This window comes from Sphingomonas sp. PR090111-T3T-6A, assembly GCF_000383095.1.
GTDB lineage: Bacteria > Pseudomonadota > Alphaproteobacteria > Sphingomonadales > Sphingomonadaceae > Solisphingomonas.
This window is the reverse complement of the sequence record NZ_AORL01000021.1, coordinates 125,506-139,772: the sequence shown is the minus strand read 5'-3', so window position 1 is coordinate 139,772 and position 14,267 is coordinate 125,506. Positions and strand designations below refer to the sequence as shown.

The window sequence follows — 14,267 nt, the reverse complement described above, 5'->3', positions numbered from 1 at the left end:
GGCGCCTAGATGCCCGAGCGGCGACTTTCCGTCAGCCCCGCACGACGAAACGAGAGCGCTCCCATCCTCACGCCCGCCGCAGCACGGTCTTGAGGTTCATGAACTCGTGCAGCCCGTATGGCCCAAGCTCGCGGCCATGGCCCGACGCCTTGATGCCGCCGAAGGGCGTCTCTGGCGTGGAGGCCAGCATCTGGTTGATCGCCGTCATGCCCGCCTCGATCTCGCGCACGAAGCGCTCCTGTTCGGCGGCGTCGCGCGTCCAGACCGAGGAGCCGAGGCCGTAGGGAATGGCATTGGCGAGGCGGATCGCCTCGTCGATATCCGCCGCCCGGAACAGCATGGCGATGGGGCCGAAAATCTCCTCCGCCATCAGCGGCCCGTCGGGCGCGACATCGACGAGGATGCCCGCCGACATATAGGCCCCCTTGCCCGGCAGCGCCTCGCCGCCGAACAGCAGCCGCGCGCCCGAGGCCCTGGCCTCCTCAAGCTGGGCGAGCACGGTATCGCGCTGCTCGATGCTGGAGAGCGGCCCCATGTCGGTGGCCTCGTCCATCGGATCGCCGGCCTTCACCGCGCGCATCGCGGCCGAGAATTTGTCGAGGAAGGCGTCGTAGATATCCGCATGGACGATCATGCGCTTGGCGCAGATGCAGGACTGACCGGTATTCTGGACACGCGCCTTCACCGCCTGACCGACCGCCTCGTCGAGATCGGCCGACGGCATCACGATGAACGGGTCCGAGCCGCCCAGTTCGAGCACCACCTTCTTGAGCGCCGCGCCCGCCTGTTCGGCGACGGCCCGACCCGCGCCCTCGCTGCCCGTCAGCGTGACGGCGACGACGCGCTCGTCCGCGATGATCCCGGCGATGGCGGAGGACTTGACCGCAAGGTTCTGGAACACCCCCTCCGGCGCACCGGCGGCGATCACCATCTCCTCCATCAGCCGGGCGACGCCCTGCACGATGCTCGCATGTTTCAACAGCCCGACATTGCCGGCGAGGATGGTCGGCGCGAGGAAGCGGACAGCCTGCCACAGCGGGAAATTCCACGGCATGATCGCCAGCACCGGCCCCTGCGGCAGATAGCGCACCTCGGCCGATCCGCCGCCTGCCATCGGGATGGTCCTGGGCTCCAGCATCGCCGGCCCCTGCTGCGCATAGTAGCGGAAGGCCGTCGCGCACTTGTCCACCTCGGCCAGCGCGGAGGCGTAGGTCTTGCCCATCTCGGCGGTGATCGTACGGGCCAGCCGGTCCCGGTTCGCGTCATATTGCCCGGCAATGCGTTCGAGCAGCGCGGCCCGCTCCGTCACGTCCGTCGCCCGCCAGTGGCGGAAGGCGGCAGCCGCCTTGTCCAGCCGCGCATCCAGCTCGGCGCCGGTCAGCTCTGCATAGGTGGCGATTTCCTCGCCGGTCGCGGGATTTACGCTACGAAACATGACGGCTCCTCTTTCGGGGCAACGGGATGCGGCGGTTCCGGTTCCGGCGCGCCGGACCGTTGCCCACGCCATCCCCTCTATAAGAGACTATGGTCCGGTCGCCACGCCTGGCCTCAGTTCCCGGGGGAGGCTGGATTGCATTCGATGAATCCCAACGCCGAGACGAGCGAAACGGTGCTCGGCGATGTACGGACGGCGCTCGCCACGGTGGCGAGCGGACTCGACGGACGCTTCGTTCAGGCCGGCGCCGCGCTGGCCAGCGCCTATGACATCGTCGAGCGGCTGCTCTCCTCGCTGGAGGGCGTCACAAACGCGCTGGACCGCGAGGCCGCAGAGGCCGCGATCGGCAACATGCGCGCCGCCGCCGACAGCCTCGCCCGCCTGCCCCATATCCAGGGGGAGCGCCGGGGTGCGCTGAAGAGCATCGGCGACGCAACCAAGGCGCTGCGCGATCATGTCGCGCAGATCCAGCGGACGCTGAGCTTCCTGCGCATCTGCGGGCTCAACATCATGGTCGCGGCCGCCGGCGCCGAGGAGTTTTCGGGCTTCGCGGAGACGATGTTCGCCCAGCTCGATCTGGGTTCGGGCCAGCTCGCCGGCTTCGAGCGGGAGGCCGCCCGGCTGCTCGCGGAAGTGACCAACATGGCCGAAGCCGAGAAGCGCCTCGCGACGGAATGCAACCACATCATCCCCGAGGTGCCGCTCAAGCTCGCCAATGATGCCGTGGCTCTGCAACGCTATCAGGGCGACGCCGCCGCTCTGGCGGGCCGCATCGCGGACGTTGCGCGCGTGATCCGCACGAAGCTCGCGACCGCGCTCGGCGCGATCCAGATCGGCGACATCACCCGTCAGCGGCTAGAGCATATCGCGGACGGTGTCGGCACCCTGACGGCTTTCCTCGACGAGCATCGCCCGAAAGCCCCCGATGCCGCGGAGGCCGTCGAGAATCGCATCGTCGCGCTGCTGACCGCCCAGATCGAGGACGCCACGGCCGACTTCCTGCGCGAGGCCCATAGCCTCAACCGGAATCTGCGCGGCATCGCGCCGGACGCCGACCGCCTGCTCGCACTCAAGAGCGATACGGCCCCGGAGGCCGACGGCCAGTCCTTCCTGCGCCGGCTGGAGCAGGACATCGCCAACATCCAGACCGTCACCTCGCAGCTCCGCCATGCCGAGGAGCAGACCGACCGGCTCGGCAGCGCCACCTCGGCGATCGCGGAGAGCCTGGCCCAGCGGCTCAACATCGTCCGGCACGTCCAGTCCGACGTCGAGCAGATGGCGTGGAACACGGGCCTGCGGTGTCGCCGCATGGGCGAGGACGGGCTGGCGCTCGCGGCCATCGCCACCGAGATCCGGCAATTCTCCACCAATCTCGGCATCGTCTCCGGCCAGATTTCGCAGACGTTCGAGCGGCTGAGCACGGCCGCGGGCGCGATCCGCGGCCGGGAGGAACAGGGCGACAAGATCGACGCGGGCCGCACGCTAGCGGAATCGCTTTCCAGCATCCGTGCGGGCAGCGAGCGGATGCAGCACAGCCTCGACAGTCTCGACGGCGAGGCTTCGGCCATGGTCGCGATGCTGCGGGAAACGGCCGACAATGTGAATTGCGAGGCGGAGATCGGCCGCACACTCGGCGTGGCCGCCGCGCAGCTCGCGACGCTCGCGGAACGGGACGCCGAGCTTCCCGAAGAGGCCGCCGCCCTGCTCGATACGCTGTTCGACGATATCGCCAGCACTTACACCATGGCGCGCGAGCGCGAGGTGCATCGGCTCGTCACCGGCAGGGGCGAAGAGAACGACGCCTCCATTGCCGAGGACATCGCGAGCGACGAGGATCTGTTCGAGGACGCCCTGTTTTAGGGACCGGCCGCGGGGGAGCGGACCTCCCCCGCCCCGTCAGCGCGTCGTGACGCGGAGCAATTCGCGCGCGATATCGCCGAGCGGCACGATCCGCTCGGCCGCGCCGCGCGCGATCGCCTCCTTGGGCATGCCGAAGACGATCGACGTTTCCTCGTCCTGCGCGAAAGTCCGGGCGCCGGCCTGCTTCATCTCCAGCAGGCCGCGAGCGCCGTCGTCGCCCATTCCGGTCATGATGACGCCGACCGCATTCGATCCCGCCGAACGCGCGGCGGAACGGAACAGCACGTCGATCGACGGCCGGTGACGCGCCACCAGCGGCCCGTCGCGCACCGCGACATGATAGCGCGCACCGCGCCGCTCCAGCATCATATGCCGCCCGCCCGGCGCAATCAGGACATGGCCGCGCAGCACGGGATCGCCGTCCGCCGCCTCCTTGATGCTGAGATCGCAGAGCCCGTCCAGCCGGCGGGCGAAGGCGGCGGTGAAGCTCTCGGGCATATGCTGCACGATCACGATGCCGGGCGCGTTGGCGGGCAGCGCCTCCAGCACCTCGCGCAGCGCCTCCGTGCCGCCAGTGGATGCGCCGAGGCAGACGACCATCTCGGTGGTGCGGCTCATCGGCCGGTTATCCGGCGGCGGCAGCACGGCGTCGGCGGTGAGCTTGCGGGCGACGCGCTCGACCGTAGGCGTCCGCGGCCTTCCGCGCACGCGCGCGACAGCCGCGGCCTTCACGGTGTCGCGGATCTGGAGATGCTGTTCGGCCAGATGATCGGCGACCCCGAGGCGGGGCTTCAGGATGACGTCGACCGCCCCCGCCTCCATCGCCTGCAACAGCGTCTCCGAGCCATCCTCGACCAGCGAGGAGCACATCACCACCGGCACCGGGCACTGGTGCATCAGTTTGCGCAGGAAGGTGATGCCGTCCATTCGCGGCATCTCGACGTCGAGCGTGATGACGTCGGGTAATTCCTGCTGGATGTAGCGCGCCGCCGCGAAGGGATCAGCGGCAGCCGCGATCACCTCCAGCGCGGGGTCTTCCTCCAGGATCGTCTTCAACGTCTGCCGGACGCTGGCGGAATCATCGATGATGAGAACGCGGATCTTGGCGGCCATGTCAGCGCCGCCGGAACACGGTGTTGGCGACCTGCTCCAGCGGCAGGTCGAAGCCCGTGATCGTCTCCGAATGGCCGAGGAACAGATGGCCCTCCGGCGCCAGACAGTCGAGGAGGCGCGAGACGACCTGCCGCTGCGTCGGCTTGTCGAAATAGATCAGCACGTTGCGGCAGAAGATCAGGTCCATCGGCGCGCCGACCGGATAATGGCCGTCCATCAGGTTCAACGGCGCGAAGCCGATGGTGCCGCGCAGTTCGGGCACGATGCGCACCTCCCGCCGGGCGGGATTCCGGGGCGAGAGGACATATTTACGGCGCAGCCGTTCGGGCACGGGCTCGACCATGTCGGCCGGATAGACGCCCCGGTGGGCCGCGTGCAGCACCTCGGTATCGAGATCGGTCGCGAGGATCGTGAAATCACCCGCGCCGGCCGCGCGGACGCGATCGTCGAGGATCATCGCCAGCGTATAGGCCTCCGGCCCGGTCGAGCAGGCGGCGCTCCATGCGCGGATCGTGCGGACGCCCCGCTCCGCCAGGTCTGGCAGGACGGTGTCGCCCAGATATTGGAAATGCGCGGGCTCGCGGAAGAAATCCGTCTTGTTGGTGGTGACGGCATTGATGAGGTGCAGCCCCTCGGCCGCCAGATTGTCGGCCTCGAACAGACGCTCGCAATAAGCGTCGATGCTGGGCTGGCCCGTCGCGTGGACGCGCCTGCGCAGGCGGCCTTCGAGCATGGTGATCTTGCTGTCGGGCATCTTGATGCCGGACGTATCGCGAATGTAGCGCGCAAGCCGATCGAAGTTGCGGCGGCTGAGATGATCGGCGCCGGTCGGCGCGCTGTGGACGGCTGCGTGCAAGGCCATGCTCCGGAGGATATCCGCGCCGACGCCCATGGTCGGCGCGGATGACGAAAGGGGACGGGCGATCAGGCGGCGGCCGGCAGCTTCAGGAAGGCCGCGTCGGCGGACGAGAAGATCCGCGCCGCGTCGATGAGGACGACGAAGCCCTCACTCCGCCGCGCCACGCCGCCGATATAGTCGGACGGCCAGGAAACGCCGATGTCTGGCGCCGCCTCGATCGCATCCGCGCGGAAGGCGCTGACATCCAGCACCCGGTCGACCACCAGCCCCAGCACCAGCGTCCGGTCCGTCAGCGGCACGTCCACCACGAGGATGCGCGTCGCGGGCGTCGGCTCGGCGCGCGGCAGGCCGAGCCGGAGGCGGAAGTCGATCGTCGGCACGCCCTCGCCGCGCACATCCGTCAGGCCGAGCAGATAGTCCGGCCCGTTGGGGATGCGGAACGTCTCGCGATAATCGAGGATTTCGCGGACGAACGCGACAGGAACCGCGAAAGTTTCCGCCCCCAGACCGAAGGTGACGACCTGGATCTCCTCCGCCTCGCCGCTCACGCCGCGCGGCTCCCGAAATCGGCATCCTCCGCATCGGGGCCGCCCTGCGAGAGATCGAGCGCGAAGCCCTGCACGCGGGCCTTCTGGTCCGCGACCGAGTTGGGCCGGGCCATGGCAGGCGCGGCTGCCTTGCGGACGGGAGCCGGCATCGGACGACGCGTTGCCACAGGAGCAGGTCGCGGCGCGGCGCGCTCACCGGCCCGCCCATCGACGCGGAAGTAGGCGATGCTCGTTTCCAGCTCCTCGGCCTGCGCCGCCAGTTCCTCCGACGTCGTAGAAATCTGCTCGGAGGCGCCGGCATTCTGCTGCGTCACCTTGTCGAGCTGCTGGATGGCGAGGTTGATCTGCTCGACGCCAATATCCTGCTCGCGGCAGGCCGCGCTGATCTCGGACACCAGTTCGGCGGTGCGGCGGATATCCGGCACGAGGCGTGACAGCATCTCGCCGGCTTCCGCGGCGGCCTTCACGGTCTCGGTCGAGACCGAGCCGATCTCCGCCGCCGCCGTCTGGCTGCGCTCGGCGAGCTTGCGCACTTCCGACGCCACCACCGCGAAGCCCTTGCCATGCTCGCCGGCACGCGCAGCCTCGACCGCGGCGTTCAGCGCGAGAAGGTCGGTCTGGCGGGCGATCTCCTGCACGATGCCGATGCGGTCGGCGATCGTGCGCATTGCGCCCACCGCGCGGTCCACCGCGACGCCGCTCGCTTCCGCGTCCTTGGACGACTGGCGGGCGATTTTCTCGGTCTGGGCCGCATTGTCGGCGTTCTGCTTGATGTTGGCGGCCATCTCTTCCATCGAGGCCGACGCCTGCTCGGCGGATGCCGCCTGCTCGGTCGCGCCCTGCGAGAGCTGTTCCGAGCTGGACGACAGCTCCTGGCTGCCCGACGACACGTTCTGCGCCGCCACCGTCGCATCGCCGACGACGCCGCGCAGGCGCTCGATCATGTCGTTGACGAGGCCCAGCAGGTCGCCGATCTCGTCGCGGTGGCGGATTTCCACGGTGCGGGTGAGATCGCCCTCCGCGACCTGCCGCATCGCGTGGCCGGCCGTCGCGAGCCCACGGGAAATGAACATCGCGATATAGGCTCCGGAAGCCAGCATCGCGATGAAGGCGACGATGCCGAGCGCGATGATGCTGGTGTGCGCGGACTGGAAGAGCAGCTCGGTCGAGTCATCCGCCTCGGCCATCTTGCGCGACTGCACGGCGGCGACTTCCTCGGCTGCCTTGCCGACATCCTCGGCCTTGGCACGCCCTTCTCCGATCGTGAGTGCCGTGGCGGTCGCCTTGTCGGACGCAGCCGCCAGTCGGACACGATCGTTGATCGGCTTGAACTCGCTCCACTGCTGGTCGAGCTTCTCCCACGACGCCTTGTCCTCGGCGGCGGCCGTATCCTTGCCCTGGCGGATCATGTCGTCGACCCGGCCGCGCCAGTTCGCGATCCCGCTCTCCATCGTGCGCGACAGCTCCGGGTCGCTCGACATCACGAGATTCTTCTCGGCGCGGACGACGCGGCCCACGCCATCCTCGATGCTGCGCGCGAGATCGAGCTGCTTGGCGGGACCGTTGACGAGGTGGCCGATGGCGTCGTTCAGCAGCGTCAGGCGCGACACGCCGAGCAGGATCGCCGCCGCCATGAGGATGAGAAGCAGGGCGAAGGTCAGCCCCAGCTTGAGCTTGATCGTGGCTCGCATGATTACCTCTCGGAAGTTCAGTGCACCAGGGACACGGCACCGGCGGCGGGATCGCCGTCGCCGCCGCAAAGCGACCGGAAGATGGAAGGCAGGTCCGGCAGGACGATCACGCGATCGCTCCGGCGGACCAGCGCCCGGACGAAGTCGCGACGCCAGCGCATGCCCACGGCGGGCGGCTCCTCGCTGGTCGCCTGATCGAGGGATGTGACCTCATGGACCTTGTCGGTGCGCACGCCGATCTGGATCGCCTCGTCGTCCTGTTCGATCTCGATCACGATGATGCGGCTGTCGACGGTCGCCTCCGCGCGCGGCATCCCGAAGGCGAGGCGCAGGTCCGCGATCGGGATGATCCGTCCGCGAAAATTGACCACGCTGCCGACCAGCGGCGACGCGCCCGGCACCGCCGTTTCCGGCAGGAGATCGAGGATTTCGCGGACGAGCACCGCCTCGATCGCGAAGGTCTCCCGATCGAGATCGAAGGTCAGCACCGCGAGCTGGCCGCTCGCATCCCAGAGGATGGGGGTCGGTTCATGCATGGGCTTATCCGGCGGCGCGAAGCCGCTCCTCCTGCTGCTGGCCGATGGCGACTAGCTGGGCCACGTCGAGGATCAGCGCGACGCCGCCGTCGCCGAGGATCGTGCCGCCCGCAAAGGTGCCGACGTCCCGATGCAGCGGCGACATCGACTTGATGACCGTCTGATGGTTGCCGATGATCTGGTCGACCACGAGGCCGACGCGTTCGGCCCCGGTCGCGATCACGACGATCTTCTGATAGGGGTCCGGCCGGGTGCCGGTGGCGAACATCTCGCGCAGGCGCAGGAAGGGCACCAGCCGGTCGCGCAGCGTGATGAAGCTGCGGCCGCGCGAGCGCAGATCCTCCTCCAGCGACAGTTCGAGGCATTCCTCCACCGCCGCCAGCGGGATGACGTAGCGCTCAGCCCCGACGCGGACCAGCAGCCCCTCGATGATCGCCAGCGTCAGCGGGATGCGCAGCACCACGCTCGATCCCTCGCCAGGCGCGCTGCTGACGTCGATCGACCCGCGCAGGCTCTCGATGGTGCGCTTGACCACGTCCATGCCGACGCCCCGGCCGGACAGGTTCGTCACCTGCGCGGCGGTCGAGAAGCCGGGGTGGAAAATCATCTGGAGCAGGTCCTGATCCGCGATCGGCTGGCCCGGCTGGATCAGTCCCTGCGCCTCGGCCTTGGCACGCACCCGCTCGCGATCGATGCCGCGCCCGTCGTCACGCACGGTGATGACCACCTCGCCGCCCGCCTGATGCGCGGAGAGGCGGATGACGCCTGCCGCCGCCTTGCCCACCGCGAGGCGGTGCTCGGGAAGCTCCAGCCCATGGTCGCAGGCGTTGCGGATCAGATGGACGAGCGGATCGGCGAGCCGCTCGATCACCGTCTTGTCGACCTCGGTGCCCTCGCCCTCGGTGACGAGATCGATCGTCTTGCCTGTCTCGCGCGCCAGATCGTGGACGAGGCGGCGGAAGCGCCCGAACAAGGTCGCGACCGGCACCATGCGCAGCACCATCATCGTGTCGCGCAGCTCGCTGGAGAGACGCTCGATCTCCTCCGATACCGAGCGCAGCGCGACAACGTCGACTCCGCCGTTGGCAAGCTGGGAAAGACGGCTCTGCGCGATCACCAGCTCGCCCACCCGGTCCATCAGCTCGTCGAGCCGCTCGGCCGGCACGCGGACATGCTCGCTGGAACGGGCGGTGGGGCGGCCCTGCTGAGCCGCGACATCGGCAGAGGTGTCGGCCTCGGGAAGCTCCGACAGCGGGGTGGCCGTCTCTTCCGGCGCCTCGGCCGCCGGCACGAGCGGCTCGATCGCCAGCTCCATATCGTCCATCACGAAGATGAAGACATCCTCGATCTCGCTCTTCGGAGCCCGGGTACGGAGTTCCACCTCCCAGCCGACATGGCAGTGGGTCGGCACCAGATCGGCGAGCGGCGGGATCGCATCGGTGCGCGCGACGACACGCGCCTCGCCCAGCTCGCGCAGCTCGTCGAGCAGCATCAGCGGATTGGTGCCGTTCGCCATCGCATCCGGCGGAAGTCGGAAGACGATGCGCCAGCCGCCGGCTGCGTCCCCGGCGGCCTCGGAATGGGCGTCCATCCCCGCCGCGCCCTCGATCGCCGCCCGAAGCCGCGCGAGGATCGCCTCTCCTGCCGCCTCCAGCCCCGTGCCATCGCCTTCGATCAGCGCGCGCATATGATCCTTGGCGAAGAGGATGACCGCGACCAGTTCCTCGGTCGCCGGCACCAGCCCCTTGCGGACGCGATCGAACGCGCTTTCACAATGGTGCGTGAAGGTGGCGAGCGCGTCGAAACCGAACATCGCGCCCGAACCCTTGAGCGTGTGCAGGCCCCGGAACACCTCGTCGACCAACTCGCGATCGTCGAGCCGATGACCGAGATCGAGAAGCCCCTGCTCGATCTGGTCGAGCAGATCGGCCGCCTCGACGCGGAAGGCGGCGACCGGGTCCTGCCCGCTCATCGCCCGAGGACTTTGCGGGCGATCTTGACGAGCTGCTCGGCGACAAACGGCTTCACCAGCCAGCCGGTGGCGCCGGCGGCCTTGGCCTGCTGCTTCATTGCATCGTCGGATTCGGTGGTGAGGAAGATGATCGGCACGCCGCTCATGCTAGGCGCCTTGCGCAGCTCGCGGATCATCGTGAGGCCGTCCATCACCGGCATGTTGAGATCGGTGACGATCATGTCGAAGGGGGTTGCGAGCGCCTTTTCCAGGCCCTCGCTGCCGTCGCCGGCCTCGGTTACGGCGTAGCCCGCGCCGGTCAGCGCGATGCGGATCGCCATGCGCAGGCTGGGGGAATCGTCAACGGTGAGGATCGAGGCCGTCATGCCTGCAGTTCTCCGTGAAACCAGAAATCGATGGCGTCGAGGCTCGTGTCGAAACCCGCCCGCGCGAGGAGAGCCGCGACCGGGCCGTCGGCCGGATGCAGCAACCGAACGCCGCGACCGGCTCCGGCGAACTGCTTGCGGGTCGCCTCGACGATCTGGATGAAGCTCAAGTCAAGCTCGCCAAGATCCGACAGATCGAGCACGACATCGCCTCGCCCCTGTCCGAAGACCGACAAGAGGCTGGCATGAAATTCGGCAACAGATCGAACCGTGACCGAGCGCCCCGCTTGCACGACATGATCGTCCATCACGTCCATCCATTATCCCCGCGGCGATCCCCACTCCGTCCGGAGGGCCACCTGCAAGTGTTATAGGATGAAAGAAGCAATCGCCGTGGTCATGGTGCTATTTTATTTCATTATTTATGAGCACCATATCTTCTCGATCGGCGAGTTCAGGGGGCGATCGGGGACACTCCGGGGAGGATGGAGCCAGCACTGTCCCTGATATTCATCGCGAGCGCCTCGAAATATGCCCTTCGCGGGTCGCTCGCGCGCCACGCCAGCGCGATCGTTCTGGAAAACCGCTCTCCGCGCAGTTCCACATAGCGGAGATTCTCCACCTCCCGCGCCGCGAGGGCCGGCACGATCGTACACCCCTCGCCGGCCGCGACCATATATTTGAGCGTCTCCAGGCTGGTGCCCTGCCGGTTGCTGGCGCTCGGGGTGGCGCACATGTCGAGCGCCTGATGCCGCAGGCAATGCCCCGTTTCGAGAAGCAGGCGCTCGTCGCCGGGCAGCGTCGTCCAGACGTCCTCCGGGCTGGCTGCGAAGGCGCGGGTCTCGGGGCAAGCCAGCAGGAAAGGCTCGTTGAAGAGCGGGCTCGTGACGACGCCGCTCTCGTCGAACGGGGGCGAGATCAGGATGCCGTCAAGCTCGCCTGCCAGCAGATCGGCCAGAAGCTGCTCGGTCATGCCCTCGCCGAGCATGAAGCGCAGACCGGGATAGGCGGTGCGCAAGGAGCCCAGCAGCCTCGGAAACAGATAGGGGCCCAGCGTCGAGATGGCGGACAGGCGCAATTCGACACCGAAGGGCTGATCCGGCGAAGGCACCGCCGCGCGCAGTTGCCGGGCCTCCGCCAGCACGCGACCGGCGTGCTTGACGAACGCCCGCCCCGCCTCGGTGACGATCACCTTGCGGGACGTCCGCTCGAAAATCCGTACGCCGAGCCACTGCTCGACCTTCTGGACCTGCGCGGACAGCGAGGGCTGCGACACGGCGCATTGCCTCGCCGCTTTCACGAAGCTCTGCTCGGTGGCCACAGCCACCACATATTCCAGATCCCTGAACGAAATGCCGGCGAGATTCATGTGGCTATCCCAGCAATAGGGTAATCCTATGCGTTCCATAGAAACATTGTGTTTAACCTATGAATAGCATCCCTCAATAAGGTTGGCGAGGAGACGGCCTCCCCGGCCAGGGCTCCGCAGAAGGCTTCCACGGAGAATTCGATGAGCGCCGACTATCGCATGACCCACGCAACGGGCGCCCCCGTTGCCGACAATCTGAACACGATGACCGCAGGCCCTCGCGGCCCGGCGCTGCTTCAGGATGTGTGGCTGATCGAGAAGCTCGCCCATTTCGACCGCGAGGTGATCCCGGAGCGGCGGATGCACGCCAAGGGCTGGGGCGCTTATGGCACCTTCACGGTCACCCACGACATCACCCGCTACACCAAGGCGAAGATCTTCTCGGAAGTCGGCAAGAAGACCGATCTGTTCATGCGCTTCTCGTCGGTCGCCGGCGAGCGCGGCGCGGCCGACGCCGAGCGCGACATCCGCGGCACGGCGATCAAATTCTACACCGAAGAAGGCAATTGGGACATCGTCGGCAACAACACGCCGGTGTTCTTCTTCCGCGATCCGATGCGCTTCCCGGACCTCAACCACGCCGTGAAGCGCGATCCGCGCACCGGCCTGCGCTCGGCCGACAACAACTGGGATTTCTGGTCGCTGCTCCCCGAGGCGCTGCACCAGGTGACGATCGTGATGTCGGATCGCGGCATCCCCAAGAGCTTCCGGCACATGCACCTGTTCGGCAGCCACACCTTCGCGATGATCAACGCCGCCAATGAGCGCGTGTGGGTGAAGTTCCACTTCCGCACCCGGCAGGGCATCGAGAACCTCTCCGATGCAGACGCCGCGCAGGTCGTGGCCGGCGATCGCGAGAGCCATGGCCGCGACCTGTTCGAGAGCATCGAGAAGGGCGACTTCCCGCAATGGACCCTCTTCATCCAGGTGATGACCGAGGAACAGGCCCGCACCCACAAGCACAACCCGTTCGACCTCACCAAGGTATGGCCGAAGGCGGACTATCCGCTGATCGAGGTCGGCGTGATGGAGTTGAACCGCAATCAGGACAACTACTTCGCCGAGGTCGAGCAGGCCGCCTTCTCGCCTGCCAACATCGTGCCGGGCATCGGCTTCTCGCCCGACAAGATGCTCCAGGCCCGCCTCTTCTCCTATGGCGATGCCCAGCGCTACCGCCTCGGCGTCAACTTCAACCATATCCCCGTCAATGCGCCGCGTTCGCCCGTGACGAGCTATCATCGCGACGGCCGGATGCGCACCGACGGCAATGCGGGCGGCAAGCCGAGCTACTGGCCCAATTCCAAGGGCGCATGGATCGATCATGATCCCTCGCTGGCCGAGCCGCCGCTTCCGCTCGATGGCGATGCCGCCCACTGGGATCACCGTGTCGATGAGGATCATTTCGAGCAGCCCGGCATCCTGTTCAGGAAGATGACTCCGGCGCAGCAGCAGACCCTCTTCGAGAACACGGCCCGCGCCCTCGGCGACGCGCGCGACGAGGTAAAGCAGCGCCACATCGACAACTGCGCAAAGGCCGATCCGGCCTATGGCGCCGGCGTCGCGGCCGCCGTGGCGCGGCTGGCCGGCCGATAAGGCCAGCATGCACCGCCCGCCTTCCCGTACACCGATCGGGAGGCGGGCGGCACATGGATGGAGTCCCTACCCCCTTCAATCGCGCCACCCACGACTGCCATTCGAGGATGCATGACATGACCGACATCGAGACGCAGATGCCCTCCCCCGAGCGCCTTCAGGAGCTTCTGTTCGCTGCGGCCCGCATGGGTCGCGACGATATCATTCCCGATCTGCTGCGGGCCGGTGCCGACATCGAGGGGCGTGATGCACGCGGCTATACGGCGCTGATCCTTGCGAGCTACAAGGGTCAGGAAAGCACGACCGGGCTGCTCCTCTCGCTCGGCGCGCATGTGGACGCGGGCGATAGCGAGCGGGGCAATACGGCGCTGATGGGCATTTCCTTCAAGGGGTATCCCGCCATCGCGCGCGTGCTTCTGGCCGGGGGCGCGGACGTCAACGCCCGCAATGCCGTGGGCCAGACCGCACTCATGACGGCAGTGCTGTTCAACCAGGCCGAGATCATCGACCTGCTCGTCGAAGCCGGCGCCGATCCCGCCGTGGCAGATTTGAACGGCAATACCGTCGTCACGCTGGCGCGGATGCAGGGGCACCACCATCTGGCAGCCCGCTTCGGCGCCTGAAGGGCGGAGGCATGAACTCGAATGCGCTCCAGCCAACAAATCGCCATCACGCCACCGATGCCGTCGAAAGACTGATCGGATATCGATCGCCGGGCGAAACAAATATATCTCGATACAGGCCATTTTCCCTTCATCGATCCCAAACAGTTCCAGACATCCGAAACATTCGTTTCGAACTGATACGCATGGCTTCAGGATCGGGGAGCGGCTGTCGCTTCCTCGATTGATTCCGGAACAAACCTCCATCAAGTTTGATTGTCCCCCTGCGTCACCGTCAGACGCCAATGCCGGAAGGGCATCCTC

Annotated in this window: 13 protein-coding genes; 3 read left to right on the top strand and 10 right to left on the bottom strand. The window is 67.4% G+C overall.

Annotation, left to right across the window (positions count from 1 at the left end; all coding sequences use genetic code 11):
• Positions 1–67: 67 nt before the first annotated feature.
• Complete coding sequence (locus ST3T6A_RS0110775; RefSeq protein WP_019832932.1) at positions 68–1,435, bottom strand: NAD-dependent succinate-semialdehyde dehydrogenase; 1,368 nt, start codon at positions 1,433–1,435, stop codon at positions 68–70.
• A gap of 144 nt (positions 1,436–1,579) precedes the next feature.
• Between ST3T6A_RS0110775 and ST3T6A_RS0110770 the strand changes: the two genes are divergently transcribed.
• Complete coding sequence (locus ST3T6A_RS0110770) at positions 1,580–3,295, top strand: hypothetical protein (protein ID WP_019832931.1); 1,716 nt, start codon at positions 1,580–1,582, stop codon at positions 3,293–3,295.
• 36 nt (positions 3,296–3,331) lie between these two features.
• Here the strand turns inward: ST3T6A_RS0110770 and ST3T6A_RS0110765 are convergent, their stop codons facing one another.
• The 9 genes from ST3T6A_RS0110765 to ST3T6A_RS19920 all read right to left on the bottom strand — a co-directional run bounded on the left by ST3T6A_RS0110765 (position 3,332) and on the right by ST3T6A_RS19920 (position 11,748).
• Positions 3,332–4,408 carry a protein-glutamate methylesterase/protein-glutamine glutaminase gene (locus ST3T6A_RS0110765; RefSeq protein WP_019832930.1) on the bottom strand — a complete coding sequence of 359 codons (1,077 nt, stop codon included), beginning with the start codon at positions 4,406–4,408 and terminating at the stop codon, positions 3,332–3,334.
• 1 nt (position 4,409) lies between these two features.
• Positions 4,410–5,270 (bottom strand): CheR family methyltransferase, encoded by an 861-nt coding sequence (locus ST3T6A_RS0110760; RefSeq protein ID WP_026359615.1) that lies wholly within the window; start codon positions 5,268–5,270, stop codon positions 4,410–4,412.
• Between the two features lie 62 nt (positions 5,271–5,332).
• Positions 5,333–5,815, bottom strand: a complete 483-nt coding sequence (locus ST3T6A_RS0110755; RefSeq protein ID WP_019832928.1) for a chemotaxis protein CheW — start codon at positions 5,813–5,815, stop codon at positions 5,333–5,335.
• Positions 5,812–7,506, bottom strand: a complete 1,695-nt coding sequence (locus tag ST3T6A_RS0110750) for a methyl-accepting chemotaxis protein (protein ID WP_019832927.1) — start codon at positions 7,504–7,506, stop codon at positions 5,812–5,814. Before ST3T6A_RS0110750 ends, ST3T6A_RS0110755 begins: the two co-directional genes overlap by 4 nt.
• A gap of 17 nt (positions 7,507–7,523) precedes the next feature.
• Positions 7,524–8,042 carry a chemotaxis protein CheW gene (locus ST3T6A_RS0110745; RefSeq protein ID WP_019832926.1) on the bottom strand — a complete coding sequence of 173 codons (519 nt, stop codon included), beginning with the start codon at positions 8,040–8,042 and terminating at the stop codon, positions 7,524–7,526.
• A 4-nt stretch (positions 8,043–8,046) separates the two neighbouring features.
• Positions 8,047–10,014 carry a chemotaxis protein CheA gene (locus ST3T6A_RS0110740; RefSeq protein ID WP_019832925.1) on the bottom strand — a complete coding sequence of 656 codons (1,968 nt, stop codon included), beginning with the start codon at positions 10,012–10,014 and terminating at the stop codon, positions 8,047–8,049.
• Entirely contained in the window at positions 10,011–10,379 is a 369-nt protein-coding gene (locus tag ST3T6A_RS0110735) for a response regulator (protein ID WP_019832924.1), read from the bottom strand. Before ST3T6A_RS0110735 ends, ST3T6A_RS0110740 begins: the two co-directional genes overlap by 4 nt.
• Positions 10,376–10,696, bottom strand: a complete 321-nt coding sequence (locus ST3T6A_RS0110730) for an STAS domain-containing protein (RefSeq protein WP_051103447.1) — start codon at positions 10,694–10,696, stop codon at positions 10,376–10,378. The genes ST3T6A_RS0110735 and ST3T6A_RS0110730 overlap by 4 nt, the downstream gene beginning before the upstream one ends.
• A gap of 137 nt (positions 10,697–10,833) precedes the next feature.
• Complete coding sequence (locus tag ST3T6A_RS19920) at positions 10,834–11,748, bottom strand: LysR substrate-binding domain-containing protein (protein WP_019832922.1); 915 nt, start codon at positions 11,746–11,748, stop codon at positions 10,834–10,836.
• Between the two features lie 141 nt (positions 11,749–11,889).
• Here ST3T6A_RS19920 and ST3T6A_RS0110720 point away from each other — a divergent pair, with 141 nt between their 5' ends.
• Both ST3T6A_RS0110720 and ST3T6A_RS21500 read left to right on the top strand, forming a co-directional pair.
• Positions 11,890–13,341 (top strand): catalase, encoded by a 1,452-nt coding sequence (locus ST3T6A_RS0110720; RefSeq protein WP_019832921.1) that lies wholly within the window; start codon positions 11,890–11,892, stop codon positions 13,339–13,341.
• Between the two features lie 116 nt (positions 13,342–13,457).
• Positions 13,458–13,964 carry an ankyrin repeat domain-containing protein gene (locus ST3T6A_RS21500; protein WP_019832920.1) on the top strand — a complete coding sequence of 169 codons (507 nt, stop codon included), beginning with the start codon at positions 13,458–13,460 and terminating at the stop codon, positions 13,962–13,964.
• Positions 13,965–14,267: the final 303 nt, after the last annotated feature.